Genomic DNA, 13,746 nt, shown 5'->3' with positions numbered 1-13,746 from the left:
ATGAAAATAGCCATTATTGGTACAGGAATATCAGGGTTAACCTGTGGGTATCATTTACACAAACAGCACGACGTGACTCTCTTTGAGGCTAATGACTATATTGGTGGTCATACTGCTACGGTGGATGTTGAAAGTAACGGCAAGTCATATTCAATCGATACTGGTTTTATTGTTTATAACGATCGTACTTACCCTCACTTTATGCAAATGATGAATGAGATAGGAGTCAAAGGTAAGCCGAGCCAAATGAGCTTTAGTATACGCAATGATACTACTGGTCTTGAATACAATGGGCACACATTACGGACACTGTTTGCACAAAAACGTAATTGGCTAAAACCTAGCTTCTATCGTTTTATCAGCGAGATAGTTCGCTTCAATAAATTAGCCAAACAAAGTGTTGAGAGTGATTTAGCCAGTTCGATTACCCTTGGCGACTTTTTGCATCAACATCAGTTTAATGCAGATTTCTGTGATAATTATATTTTGCCAATGGGCGCGGCTATTTGGTCATCAACTCTGGCAGATATGCGGGCATTTCCTCTTGCTTTCTTTTTGCGTTTCTTTTTGAACCACGGTTTATTAGATGTAGTGAACAGACCGCAATGGTATGTAATCGAAGGGGGCTCTCGCGCTTACATTGAACCATTAACACAGGGGTTCAGTGAGCGAATATTACTTAACAGCCCGGTTAGTTCTGTTGAGCGAGATAAAGCGGGTGTAAGCATCATTGCTAATGGTCAATCTTACCGCTTTGACCACGTTATATTTGCTTGTCATAGTGATCAAGCATTGCGTTTATTAAGTGACCCAAGTGATAGTGAACAATCGATTTTAGGTGCGATGGCTTATCAAGAAAATGAAGTGATATTACATACTGATACCTCGATTTTACCGCAAAGAAAAGCGGCTTGGGCATCTTGGAACTATCGTTTAACGGGCGAAGAGGGGCAAGAAAATCGTCTGCCTTGCCTTACTTATAATATGAATATTCTGCAACATATAGCATCCGATGAAACCTTTTGTGTCTCGCTCAATAGTTCAAAGCGCCTCGACCCATCAAAGGTACTACGCACTTTCCATTATCACCACCCAGTGTTTACGACAGAATCGATGGCAGCTCAACAGCGTAAAGAGGAAGTCAGTGGTCAGCTTAATACTTGGTACTGTGGCGCGTATTGGCACAATGGCTTCCATGAAGACGGGGTAAAAAGTGCGTTAGATGTGGTCGAGTCCATCCGTTGCTCTGCGTTAGTTGCTGAAGAAGGGGCTGCGTAATGAGCCAGCTAACGGCTTTCAAGAGTCAGCTTATGGTGGGTAATGTCCGTCATCGACGCTTGAGTCCGATAAAGCACTCGATGACTTATCCTTTATTTATGCCTTGTTTAGATTTAGATGAAATTGATTTACTCGAGCGTAAGGTATGGGGATTTGGGCAGCGTTGGTGGCATTGGGCTCGCTTCCAGCGCTCAGACTACTTAGGCGATGGGAATTTAAAGCAAGCAGTGCAAGATAAAGTTCATGAGCTAACAGATATACGGTTAACCGGTAGGGTTGTTGCAGTATGCCATTTGCGCTATTTAGGTCTCTATTTTAGTCCGGTTAACTTTTATTATCTTTATGACGATGAAGGGCGGTGGTGTTATTTACTGGCAGAGGTGAGTAATACGCCTTGGAATGAAAGACATTATTACGCGATTCCTGCTGATAAGGGCGGTAATGGCGAGGGGTGGCAGCATGATAAAGCATTTCACGTTTCACCTTTTAACCCAATGGATCAGCAGTATGTATGGTGCTTAAAGCCGTTATCCCAACGTTTAATGGTCCATCTTGAATGCCATCAAGAGCGTAAAATATTTGATGCGACTCTATCGATGCAAAGTCAGCCATTTAATTCAAAAATTTTACTTAAGCATTTGATCAAAACGCCCATCATGGCCGTAAAGGTTATGGTTGGTATTTATTGGCAAGCATTAAAACTATGGCTTAAGGGAGCGCCATTTTATTCCCACTAAAGGCTCATACTTGATTGCTGATTTATGCTTTGAGAAACCTCTCAATGGTTACCAGCAGATATTATCGATAAGATTCAGGAGACATTATCATGCTAAACACCCCTTCTATCGCGCTACCTATTGGTCTGACCCATATTCAAAAAACAGCCAGAACAATTGCTTTCAAATGCTTAGAAAAGCTAGAGCACGGGCATTTAACTTTAATAGAAAATTATGATGTGCCTAATCAAGATGCAAAAGCGCAAAGAACAGAACGATTTGGTCTAGAGGGTCAAAGCGGTATTGGCGCTACAATTGAAGTCAAGCACCCAGAGTTTTATCGTCGTCTGTTACAAGGTGGCAGTATTGCAGCGGGCGAATCTTATATTGATGGTTGGTGGGATACGCCCAATTTAACCCAATTGATGGAGTTAATGGCACTCAATATGACCGCGTTAGATAAAATAGAATCGAAAAGCAGCATCATGACAAAGCTAGTCTATAAGGTCAGTCACTGGTTTAACCGTAATACCATTGATCAATCGGAAGAGAATATTCATGCTCATTATGATTTAGGCAATACGCTCTATAATACATTTTTAGATAGTAATATGCTTTATTCCTCGGCTCTCTATTTATCGGCAGAGGATGATTTAGAGCAGGCACAAATTAATAAAATGGAGCGTTTATGTCAGCAACTTAAGCTCAATGAAAATGATAGCGTGATTGAAATTGGTACAGGTTGGGGAGCGATGGCGATTTATATGGCAACGAAATACAATTGCCAGGTGACCACAACGACAATTTCAGACGAGCAATATGCTTATACAGAAAATAAAATCCGCCAATTAGGTTTAGAGCAGAAGATCACCTTACTGAAAAAGGACTACCGTTTATTAGAAGGGACATTTGATAAATTGGTTTCTATTGAAATGATAGAAGCCGTTGGGCGTGAGTTTCTACCTTCCTATGTAGACAAATGCCAGTCACTATTAAAACCCGGTGGCTTAATGGCGATTCAGGCGATAACTATTGCAGATCAGCGTTACCAAAGTTATAGCAACAGTGTCGATTTTATTCAGAAATACATCTTCCCTGGTGGTTTTTTACCGTCAATTTCTGCACTACTGCAGCAAACGAGCAGTAAAAGTGATCTTGTATTGAGGGATTTACATGATATTGGTCTTGATTATGCAAAAACACTGCAGCAGTGGCAGGTAACATTTAATCAGGCAGAACAATTAGTACAAAAGCTAGGTTATGATGAGCAGTTTATCCGTATGTGGCGCTACTACTTTAGCTATTGTGAAGGCGGGTTTAGAGCCAAGCGGATTAGTGCAGTACAGATGACTTTTGAGCGACCATTCAGTTAACTTTTGATATGAAGCTATTATTGTTATCGAGTTGGTTTCAGCTACTTTGGTTTGCTGCCGTTCTAGGGCAGCAGTCACTGCAATGGCTGCTGGTTTTTGCCGTGTTAATCACGATATTTATCAGTGTGAAGAGACAATCATTGCCTCTCATTAAATGGCTGTCTCTTTTTATCGTTGGTATAACCGTTGATTCATTCAACCAGTGGTCAGGTTTACTTGTATTTTCAACGCCTTGGTTACCTTATTGGCTGGTGGCTTTGTGGGGTATCTTCTTTTGGTATGCTTATCAAATGATGACCATAGTGAACCAATATCCGATTTCTATCGTATCAGTTATTGGTGGTATCAGTGGTGGCTTGAGCTATTATGCGGGGCTTAAATTTGACGCTGTTGCCTGGAGCTACCCCATAGCAATGACAATTAGCGTGCTTATGATTGAGTGGTTCCTATTGTGTTTCTTAGTTATTAAGGTTTATCAATATGATCAATCACTACCTGCAAAGCAAGACACTTCTTCACTACCTAAAGTCTAATGCTGCGATTGCATTATGTTGTATTGGATTTGGGATAACGCCAGCTACCACTAGCGCAGCAACATCAAGTAGCCAACCCAATTGGCAACAATGGCAATCGGTAGGCAGTGCTCAACTCTCTTGGTTGGTGTTCGATGTTTATCAGTCAACGCTGCATAGCCCAAGTGGAAGCTATCTTGTTAATTCCGATATTTCCCCACATGCTTTAGCGCTGGAAATTGAATATCAGCGAGATGTCTCTGGGCAACAGCTATTAGATGCCACTCAAGATCAATGGCAGCATTTAGATTTCGCTGCTGATGACCAAATTAATTGGAGCCGCCAACTTGCCGTTATTTTCCCCGATATTAAAAAAGGTCAGCGTCTTATTTATGTTTCCGATGGTCTGCAAGGAAGTTTTCATTTTGATGATTTAGCCAGTACTAAGACAAATGGCGAGGCTGTTGTGATTGGAAAAATAGAGGACCCACGATTAAACGATGCGTTTTTATCTATTTGGTTATCAACTAAGACTCAATACCCTAAATTACGCCAGCAATTAATTGGAGCTAGATAAAAGTAAAAAAACCTGAACCGTCGAGTCGGTTCAGGTTTTATTTTTAACTCAGGTAATTAACCTGAACGATAACACTTACAGTTTATCAGTTAGCTCAATTGCTTGGCCGATATAGTTTGCAGGTGTCATCTCTTTAAGACGAGTTTTCTCTTCTGCAGGGATCTCTAGGCTATCGATGAAATTACGCATACCTTCACCGGTAATACGCTTACCACGAGTTAGCTCTTTTAGCTTCTCGTATGGTTTTTCGATAGCGTAACGACGCATTACAGTTTGAACGGGTTCTGCTAGTACTTCCCAGTTTTGGTCTAGCTCTGCAAGTAGTGCCTCACGGTTAATCTCTAGCTTACTAATTCCTTTCAGCGTAGATGTGTAAGCAATAATTGCATAACCAACACCAACACCTAAGTTACGTAAAACAGTAGAGTCAGTCAGATCACGTTGCCAGCGAGAAACCGGCAGTTTTTGCGCTAAGTGGCCAAAGACAGCATTCGCTAAACCTAAGTTACCTTCTGAGTTTTCAAAATCAATTGGGTTAACTTTATGTGGCATTGTTGATGAACCGATTTCACCAGCAATAGTCTTTTGCTTAAAGTGACCTAGAGCAATGTAACCCCAAACATCACGATCGAAATCGATTAAGATAGTGTTAAAGCGAGCAACGGCATCGAATAGCTCAGCAATGTAATCATGTGGTTCGATTTGTGTTGTGTACGGGTTCCAAGTTACACCAAGAGATTCTGTAATGAACTCTTCGCTGAACTGGTGCCAGTCAACGTCAGGGTAAGCAGAAAGATGAGCATTGTAGTTACCTACAGCGCCATTGACTTTTGCCAGGATTTCAACGTTTTCGATTTGCTTAAATTGACGTTCCATACGGTACGCAACGTTAGCCATCTCTTTACCCATTGTGGATGGAGAAGCTGGCTGACCGTGTGTACGAGAAAGCAAAGGAACATTACGGTACTCGTTAGCAAGTGCTTTTAGAGCATTAATAATGTTACGAATCTCAGGCAGAATCACAGTTTCACGTGCTTCTTTTAGCATTAGAGCGTGAGACGTGTTGTTGATGTCTTCAGAAGTACAGGCAAAGTGGATGAATTCATTAACAGCATCTAGCTCAGGAAGTGCTGCTACTTTCTCTTTCAAGAAGTATTCAACTGCTTTAACATCGTGGTTAGTTGTGCGTTCAATTTCTTTGATACGTCCAGCGTCTTCTTCAGAGAAGTTTGCCGCTAATTCATCAAGGAACTTATTTGCTTCAGCGCTAAATGCTGGTACTTCAGCAATAGCTGAGGTTGCTGCAAGCTTTTGTAGCCAACGGATTTCAACAATAGTACGGTACTTTAGTAGGCCAAATTCACTAAAGATGCTGCGTAATGCAATTGTTTTACTTCCATAACGACCGTCTACTGGTGAAACGGCTGTCAATGCTGACAGTTCCATGGTCTTCTCCTGATAGTAATTTATTTAGGTATAAGGATATAAATAAGCTCGCAAATCTATGCGAGCTTAATGTTAAATTCGAGCTAAAAGAATCTCAGCTTGTTCGATCATTTTTTTACGACCGAAAATTAGATGACGGCGTTTACCGCCCACCTGGCGCCACAATACAGTGCTGCGAATGCCTGAAAGTAGTAAGGCACGAACTTTATGCTGATTACCGACTTGCTGCAGTACTGCTGGGGTACCAGAGACTTGGATTCGAGGACCCGCAGGGCTAACCACATCAAGGTAGATACTGGCGATATTACTGATCATCTGCTCATCAAATAAATCAAAGTGATCCACTTGGCGCTCAATCATTTGAATACGCTTACCTAATTGAGACATCGCATCACTTTGGCTGCTTAATTTGCGTTCAAGGGTCATTAAACTAATTATATAGCGAGTGATATCACTACCTTGTGGTGTGCTGTCAATGCCTTTAATTAAGCATTCGAGACCAAGCTTTAAATTGGCCTCTTGACCAAACACACCCAGAGTATTAGCAGGGTTAGTGCTTACAATCGCATTTATAGAAGCTTCAAAAGCATCCTTGTCACAATGGCCATCTTTTGCAACTTGCTGAACCAAAGCAACGGCTTGGCAAATGCCAGCGAAAGCGATGGTACGATCATAGATTGTGTTAGCCACTTAACGACTCCTAATAAATAGTGAAAAATAGTACTGATTAAATGCGCTGCTCAATAATGCCGCCACCAAGACAAACTTCACCTTGATAAAATACAGCCGATTGACCAGGCGTTACCGCAATTTGAGGTTCGTCAAAGATAACTTTAATATTCTCAGCATCAACAGGGATGATTGTACAAGGAATATCAGTTTGACGGTAACGAGTTTTAACGGTGCACTGCATAGTTTCAGTAATTGGTGCGCGATCAACCCAGTGTAGTTGGCTTGCAAGTAACCCTTCAGATTTAAGTAGAGGGTGATCTTTACCTTGCACAGCAATTAGAACATTGCGTTTTAGGTCTTTTTCACCAACAAACCAAGGTTCTTCATTACCACCACCACCTTTAGTGCCACCAATATGTAAGCCTTTACGCTGACCAAGAGTGTGGTACATCAGACCTTGGTGCTGACCGATAACTATGCCATCAGGTGTTTCAATGTTACCTGGTTGTGCTGGTAAATATTTACCTAGGAATTCAGTAAATTTACGTTCGCCAATAAAGCAGATGCCAGTTGAATCTTTTTTCTTCGCTGTGATCAGATCTTGCTCTTCAGCAATACGACGTACTTCTGGCTTTTCAAGATCGCCAACGGGGAACAAGCTACGGCTAACTTGATCAGAGCTAAGTGTATATAAGAAGTAGCTTTGATCTTTATTGTTATCTAAACCACGTAGCATTTGTGGTTTCTCACCTTGCTCAAGAGCTTCTGCGCTTGGGAAAGTGCGACGAACATAGTGACCCATTGCAATGTAGTCTGCATCAAGTACTTCATCAGCGAACTCAAGGAAGGCTTTGAATTTAATTTCTTTATTACAAAGAATATCTGGGTTTGGTGTGCGACCTGCTTTGTACTCTTCTAAAAAGTATTCAAAGACGTTATCCCAGTATTCTGCCGCAAAATTGATCGTGTGCAGATGGATACCAAGCTTGTCACACACAGCCTGAGCATCAGCTAGATCTTCGGCAGCTGTACAATACTCTTCGTTATCGTCTTCTTCCCAGTTCTTCATAAACAAACCTTCAACTTGATAACCTTGTTGCTGGAGAAGGTAAGCAGATACTGATGAATCAACACCGCCGGACATACCGACAATAACTTTCTTTTGGCTGTTATTAGACATGACTTAATACCACTAAAATGACTTGGGTGCAGATTCTATCAGAAAGATTTCAGTCGCAACAGATCCGAGAGGTGAATCACAATTTTAATTGTGCACTTGGTAACCAAATTAGGCGGTTTAATACAAAATTTGCGCTTATTTAGCGAGATATTGATAAGTTCTTGAATCAAACTCATTGAGGCTGTGGCATAGTCTCAATGTGGAAATATTCTTTTTATTGAACCTATTATTTTAACGAAGAGTTACCGTATGACTGACCAGAATGAATATATGGATGAAACCGTATTAATTGAGACGATTGAAAATCAATTAGAAGAGGGGAAACCATTAAAAGTTAAAGCGACATTAATGCGTTTAATGATGACAGGAACGCCACGTGAAGAAGCGATTGAAGCCATGGCTTGTGCACTGGCTGTTGAGGTTTTTGATGTGATGAAAAATGGTGCGACCTTTAATGAAAAGCGTTATGCAGAGCACTTAGATATGCTTCCTGACCTAGGGTTTATGGAGGGGGAATAAAAAAACGCCCCTGCAAACGTTTGCTATACTCTCTAATATTGCCGCGCTAAAAAGGGCGCGGTAGAATCGGCACCCATTATCATCCTCTACTCAGACTTCTATTATGAAATTTCCTGGACAGCGTAAATCTAAGCACTATTTTCCCGTACATGCTCGTGATCCATTAGTTGCACAAGCACAACATAATAAAAAAATGTCGCGTACGCATATCATTGGCATTGATCAAACCTTAGTGGATATTGAAGCTAAAGTGACTTCTGAGCTAATTGAAAAATATGGGCTGAGCGAAGGGCACTCTCTAGTAATTAATGATCAAACAGCTGAAGCTTTATATAAAGAGCTGAAAGAAAATAATTTGATTACGAATGAATATGCTGGTGGAACCATAGGTAATACGCTGCATAATTACTCTGTACTAGCTGATGATCGCTCAACACTACTTGGTGTAATGAGTGAAGATATTAAAATTGGTAGCTATGGTTACCGCTACTTATGTAATACATCAAGTCGCGTTGACTTAAACCACCTACAAGGTGTTGATGGTGCTATTGGGCGCTGTTTTGCATTAATTACTGAAGGTGGTGAACGTACCTTTGCTATTAGTGAAGGACAAATGAACCAATTAAAACCAGAAAGTATTTCAGAATCTATTTTTAATAATGCCTCTGCGCTTGTTCTAACGGCTTATTTAGTGCGTTGTAAACCAGGTGATCCAATGCCTGATGCAACCATGAAAGCTATTGAGTATGCGAAAAAGCATGATGTACCAGTGGTATTAACACTGGGAACTAAATTTGTTATTCAAGATGATCCTGAGTTTTGGCGTGACTTCTTAGAGCAACACGTATCTGTTGTTGCAATGAATGAAGATGAAGCAGAAGCACTAACAGGAGAGAGTGATCCTCTTGCTGCTGCTGATAGAACGCTAGATTGGGTTGATTTAGTATTATGTACTGCAGGACCGGTTGGCTTGTTTATGGCAGGTTATACAGAGAATGAAGCTAAGCGTGAAACAAGCTTACCTTTGTTACCAGGTTCAATTGCTGAGTTTAATCGCTTTGAATTTAGTCGCCCTGCCGTAAAAGCATTATGTGAAAACCCATTACGCGTATATTCTCATATTGCGCCTTATATGGGTGGTCCAGAAAAAATTAAGAATACTAATGGTGCAGGTGATGCGGCATTATCCGCTCTGTTGCATGATATGGCGGCGAATAAGTATCATAAAGAGAATGTGCCAAATTCAAGTAAGCACCAGCATTCATTTTTAACATACTCGTCATTCTCTCAAGTGTGTAAATATTCAAATCGTGCAAGCTATGAAGTATTAGTGCAGCACTCACCACGACTTTCTCGTGGTTTACCAGAAAGAGAAGATAGTTTAGAAGAAGCTTACTGGGAACGTTAAGTATAATAGATAGGCTAAAGTATTTGCTCAAATATTATAGCAACGAAAAAAGGCTCCTAATTAATAGGAGCCTTTTTATTTACTGCAATTAAAAATTACAGTGCGAATTCTTCTAGAGATTTACCAGCATCAAGTTGGTCTTGGATAGCTGAAGGTGTGCGACCTTGGCCTGTCCATGTTTTTTCGTCGCCATTGCCATCGATATATTTGTATTTAGCAGGACGAGGTGCACGTTTCTTTTTCGGTGTTGCTTTAGCTTCGCCAGAAAGTGCCGCAATTAAATCGTCAAGCTCAATACCATCTTTAGCAATCATTGCTGCATATTCTGCAAGTTTAGCTTCACGCTCAGCTTTTGCTGCACGATCTTCAGCTTCAACTTCTTGACGCTCTTGAACAACAGTCGTTAATTTTTCTAGAGCTTCTTCTAATTGCTCTAAAGTTAGTTCACGTGAAAATGCACGTAGGCTACGTATATTTAATAAAGTTTTAGTTAGTTCCGACATGACTTTTCCTATTGGATTAAATTACTACTTCAGTATTTCTAATAATAAACAGTGAAATCTATTATGACAATAATAAAAGTAAATTAAAATGTAATTAACAGTTATATTTTTAATTTATTTAAACAAAGAGAAGAACAGATTTAGACTGACAGTTTAAATATTATTAATGATGGCGAGTTACTGAGGGCGAACTTAAATGAATCTAGTCTAATACTCATTCATCATAGTTTAGGTCCATACATGCGTGCGAGCATATGACAAAACATCACATTAATATCATTTTAGAATGTCCTGTTGCAAAAGTAGATATTATGAGTACAATAGTTCGTACCTGTGCAGGAGGGTAGTTAAAAAGTTGTTAACTTACGTTAATAATGAATTAAATACCTATCTTGCCGTAGAGGCGCGAGCATAATAAGTAACTATTATTGGGGTGATACCAATGAGTAATAGTGAAAGGTATGGTTGCCGAAGTGAGTTGTATATCGATGCAATTTGCTGGGGTTGTCACCGAATAGGGTCAACACTGCCATAGTCTTATTTTTTAAACTATGGAGCGCTACTGTGGGGTTGGGTGAAGTGTTCGCTTCCCTTTCGCTTAGTTCAACATTGCAATAATGAAATGTATCATTAGTGCTTTACTGCAGTAGATCTCTAACCAAACAACTGGTTTTTGAAGATCATGAATTTAATAGATTTTGCAACATCACCTTTATCTCTCTTGCCACCACTAGTGGCTCTTAGTCTTGCGATTGTTACTCGCCGTGTCATCCTTTCATTAGGTGTCGGTATTGTAGCGGGGGCATTGCTTCTTACAGACTTTTCTTTTACTAACGCACTCACTTACTCAGCAACTAAGATCGCTAATATTGCTGTTGAAGACGGCAGTTTAAATACTTGGAACTTAAGTATTATTGTCTTCTTAGTACTGCTAGGAATGACGACAGCCTTATTAACACTCTCTGGCGGTACCCGTGCTTTTGCCGAATGGGCTCAAGCTCGAGTGAAAAGTAAGCGTGGCTCAAAGCTTTTAGCAGCATTCTTAGGTGTTTTCATCTTTGTCGATGATTATTTTAATAGCTTAGCTGTGGGTTCGATTTCTCGCCCTGTAACTGACCGTTTTCAAGTCTCTCGCTCTAAGCTTGCTTATATTCTAGATTCTACCGCTGCACCTATGTGTGTGATCATGCCAGTATCGAGCTGGGGTGCTTATATCATGACGATCATTGGTGGTATTCTCGTTAGCCATGGTGTGACTGAATATTCAGCATTAGGCGCCTATGCACGTCTAATCCCAATGAACTTCTATGCTGTATTTGCTGTGTTAATGGTTTTTGCCGTAATTTGGTTCCAACTTGATGTTGGTCAAATGCGCAAACATGAAATTGAAGCATCGCAAGGTCGTGGTTTTGACAATGATGGCGAAAGCTTACATGAAGAGCTAGGCATTGATGAAAGCTTAAATGGTAAGGTATCAGATTTAGTCTTACCGATTTCAGCACTGATTATTGCGACGGTTTCTGCATTAATGTTAACCGGTGCACAAGCATTAGCATCAGAAGAATTACCATTTAGTGTACTTGGTGCATTTGAAAATACAGATGTAACGACTTCATTAGTATATGGTGGCTTGATTGGTCTAATCGTTGCGCTTATTACGGTATTTAAGCAAAAACTACCAACCGTTGATATCGTACGCACATTATGGATTGGTGCTAAGTCAATGTTTGGCGCTGTGCTTATCTTAGTGTTTGCTTGGTCAATTGCATCTGTAATTAGTGACATGCAAACGGGTACTTACTTATCATCGCTTGTTCAAGGCTCGATTAACCCACATTGGTTGCCAGTTATCCTATTTTTGTTATCAGGGATAATGGCATTCTCTACCGGTACGTCATGGGGTACATTCGGCATCATGTTACCAATCGCTGGTGATATGTCTGCAGCAACGGATATCGCGCTAATGCTACCAATGCTAAGTGCAGTGTTAGCTGGTTCTGTTTTTGGTGACCATTGTTCACCAATCTCTGATACGACGATTCTATCTTCAACCGGTGCTCGCTGTAATCATATTGACCACGTAGCGACACAGTTACCTTATGCATTATCAGTCGCTCTTGTTTCTGTTGTTGGCTTTATTGTCTTAGGCATGACTGATTCAGTTTGGTTGTCGTTCTCAGCGGCAATGGTAACCTTTATTGCGGTTTGCTTCGCTTTATCGATGTTATCAAAATCAAAAATTAAAACAGTTAGTTAACATTGATTTAAACTGATATTAAACAAAAGGGAGGCGTTTGCTTCCCTTTTTTGTATCGAATGAAAATGAGAATGATAGTTTTGTTATCGCTTACCTAAAAACATTCAAAAAAGTTAAAATTAGTAGTTGAAAAATGTAAGCAGCTTAGTTAGTGTGGAGACAAGAAAGAAAACAACCAAGAGTAATAAGTATGCGTAAATATGCCGTGAATATTCATCGTCACCATCATCACCCAATCTAGTCTTTCGGGAGGTGTACGCATACCCGGGAGAGAGGAAGCTCCCGGAGGTTAAATCAAATAATTCAGATTTAAACCCTCGGAGACTAAACCTCCCGAGGGTTTTTTCATTTTAAGATGTTTAATTAAACCAACATAATATATTTACTAGCGCACAGGGAAAATGTCATGCAAACACAACGCCTAAGAATTGCTATTCAAAAAAAAGGTCGCTTGAGCAAAGAGTGTCAGGACTTACTTAAAAAATGTGGTGTAAAGTTCACCGTCATGGGCGAGCGTTTGGTGGTTCATTCAGAAAATATGCCAATTGATTTACTGTTGGTTCGTGATGATGATATCCCTGGTTTGATCATGGATGGTGTCGTTGACTTAGGCTTTATTGGTGAAAATGAACTGGAAGAAGTTCGTCTTGATCGTCAAGCAAGCAACGAACCTAATAAATTTACAACATTACGTCGTTTAGATTTTGGTGGCTGTCGCCTATCGATTGCGATTAATAAAGGTGATGAGTACAACGGACCACAAGATTTAGCTGGTAAGCGTATCGCAACGACTTATCCTCAGTTGCTAAAGAGCTATATGGATGAGCAAGGTGTAGACTTTAGCGTTTGTATGCTAACGGGTTCTGTTGAAGTTGCACCGCGTGCAGGTCTATCTGATGCTATTGCTGATTTAGTATCAACAGGTGCTACGCTAGAAGCGAATGGCTTGAAAGAAGTAGAAGTTATTTTCCAATCAAAAGCGACGCTAATCCAACGTGATGGTGAATTTGATGCAGATAAAGAGGCTTTGATTGAAAAGCTGCTGACTCGCATGCAGGGCGTTCAACAAGCTAAAGAATCAAAGTACATCATGTTGCACGCACCAACCGATAAGCTAGAGCAGATTAAAGCGCTCCTACCAGGAGCAGAAGATCCAACAGTACTACCACTGGCGAGCGATCAAGATAAAGTGGCTGTTCACTTAGTGAGTACTGAAAATCTGTTTTGGGAAACAATGGAGCAACTAAAAGAGCTAGGTGCAAGCTCTATTCTTGTGCTGCCAATTGAAAAAATGATGGGGTAAAG

General features: G+C 40.4%; 13 protein-coding genes, 1 riboswitch and 1 other annotated feature. Of the genes, 9 read left to right on the top strand and 4 right to left on the bottom strand.

All coding sequences use genetic code 11. The features are described from left to right. The 5 genes from BCU68_RS01645 to BCU68_RS01625 all read left to right on the top strand — a co-directional run bounded on the left by BCU68_RS01645 (nucleotide 1) and on the right by BCU68_RS01625 (nucleotide 4,456). Entirely contained in the window at nucleotides 1-1,278 is a 1,278-nt protein-coding gene (locus BCU68_RS01645) for an NAD(P)/FAD-dependent oxidoreductase (RefSeq protein ID WP_102563037.1), read from the top strand. Next, complete coding sequence (locus BCU68_RS01640) at nucleotides 1,278-2,015, top strand: DUF1365 family protein (RefSeq protein WP_102563036.1); 738 nt, start codon at nucleotides 1,278-1,280, stop codon at nucleotides 2,013-2,015. The genes BCU68_RS01645 and BCU68_RS01640 overlap by 1 nt, the downstream gene beginning before the upstream one ends. Before the next feature lie 89 nt (nucleotides 2,016-2,104). Further along, nucleotides 2,105-3,367 (top strand): cyclopropane-fatty-acyl-phospholipid synthase family protein, encoded by a 1,263-nt coding sequence (locus BCU68_RS01635; protein ID WP_102563035.1) that lies wholly within the window; start codon nucleotides 2,105-2,107, stop codon nucleotides 3,365-3,367. Between the two features lie 8 nt (nucleotides 3,368-3,375). After that, nucleotides 3,376-3,900 carry a DUF2878 domain-containing protein gene (locus BCU68_RS01630; protein WP_102563034.1) on the top strand — a complete coding sequence of 175 codons (525 nt, stop codon included), beginning with the start codon at nucleotides 3,376-3,378 and terminating at the stop codon, nucleotides 3,898-3,900. Continuing rightward, nucleotides 3,848-4,456: a chalcone isomerase family protein gene (locus BCU68_RS01625; protein WP_241901246.1), complete on the top strand. Its 609-nt coding sequence runs from the start codon at nucleotides 3,848-3,850 to the stop codon at nucleotides 4,454-4,456. The genes BCU68_RS01630 and BCU68_RS01625 overlap by 53 nt, the downstream gene beginning before the upstream one ends. Before the next feature lie 75 nt (nucleotides 4,457-4,531). Here the strand turns inward: BCU68_RS01625 and purB are convergent, their stop codons facing one another. The 3 genes from purB to mnmA all read right to left on the bottom strand — a co-directional run bounded on the left by purB (nucleotide 4,532) and on the right by mnmA (nucleotide 7,754). Beyond that, entirely contained in the window at nucleotides 4,532-5,902 is a 1,371-nt protein-coding gene (gene purB / locus BCU68_RS01620; protein ID WP_102563033.1) for an adenylosuccinate lyase, read from the bottom strand. A 72-nt stretch (nucleotides 5,903-5,974) separates the two neighbouring features. Next, nucleotides 5,975-6,592 (bottom strand): high frequency lysogenization protein HflD, encoded by a 618-nt coding sequence (hflD, locus tag BCU68_RS01615; protein ID WP_102563032.1) that lies wholly within the window; start codon nucleotides 6,590-6,592, stop codon nucleotides 5,975-5,977. A 37-nt stretch (nucleotides 6,593-6,629) separates the two neighbouring features. Then, nucleotides 6,630-7,754, bottom strand: coding sequence for a tRNA 2-thiouridine(34) synthase MnmA (mnmA, locus tag BCU68_RS01610; protein ID WP_102563031.1), 1,125 nt, complete (start codon nucleotides 7,752-7,754; stop codon nucleotides 6,630-6,632). 249 nt (nucleotides 7,755-8,003) lie between these two features. Between mnmA and BCU68_RS01605 the strand changes: the two genes are divergently transcribed. Further along, nucleotides 8,004-8,273 (top strand): hypothetical protein, encoded by a 270-nt coding sequence (locus BCU68_RS01605; RefSeq protein ID WP_102563030.1) that lies wholly within the window; start codon nucleotides 8,004-8,006, stop codon nucleotides 8,271-8,273. A 103-nt stretch (nucleotides 8,274-8,376) separates the two neighbouring features. Further along, nucleotides 8,377-9,681: an inosine/guanosine kinase gene (locus tag BCU68_RS01600; RefSeq protein WP_102563029.1), complete on the top strand. Its 1,305-nt coding sequence runs from the start codon at nucleotides 8,377-8,379 to the stop codon at nucleotides 9,679-9,681. Nucleotides 9,682-9,776: 95 nt separating this feature from the next. On the opposite strand, the gene BCU68_RS01595 is transcribed toward BCU68_RS01600, so the two are convergent. Continuing rightward, nucleotides 9,777-10,184: an H-NS family nucleoid-associated regulatory protein gene (locus BCU68_RS01595; protein WP_102563028.1), complete on the bottom strand. Its 408-nt coding sequence runs from the start codon at nucleotides 10,182-10,184 to the stop codon at nucleotides 9,777-9,779. A 390-nt stretch (nucleotides 10,185-10,574) separates the two neighbouring features. Next, a riboswitch (Lysine riboswitch) is annotated at nucleotides 10,575-10,754 on the top strand. Nucleotides 10,755-10,866: 112 nt separating this feature from the next. Between BCU68_RS01595 and BCU68_RS01590 the strand changes: the two genes are divergently transcribed. Continuing rightward, nucleotides 10,867-12,441 (top strand): Na+/H+ antiporter NhaC family protein, encoded by a 1,575-nt coding sequence (locus BCU68_RS01590; protein ID WP_133126120.1) that lies wholly within the window; start codon nucleotides 10,867-10,869, stop codon nucleotides 12,439-12,441. A 216-nt stretch (nucleotides 12,442-12,657) separates the two neighbouring features. Continuing rightward, nucleotides 12,658-12,790: a sequence feature (His leader region), on the top strand. A gap of 57 nt (nucleotides 12,791-12,847) precedes the next feature. Further along, complete coding sequence (gene hisG, locus BCU68_RS01585; RefSeq protein WP_102563026.1) at nucleotides 12,848-13,744, top strand: ATP phosphoribosyltransferase; 897 nt, start codon at nucleotides 12,848-12,850, stop codon at nucleotides 13,742-13,744. Nucleotides 13,745-13,746 lie beyond the last annotated feature (2 nt).

The organism is Vibrio sp. 10N.286.49.B3 (assembly GCF_002873395.1).
GTDB lineage: Bacteria > Pseudomonadota > Gammaproteobacteria > Enterobacterales > Vibrionaceae > Vibrio.
Note: the sequence above shows the minus strand (reverse complement) of the source record. Positions and strands in the feature narration are given on the sequence as shown.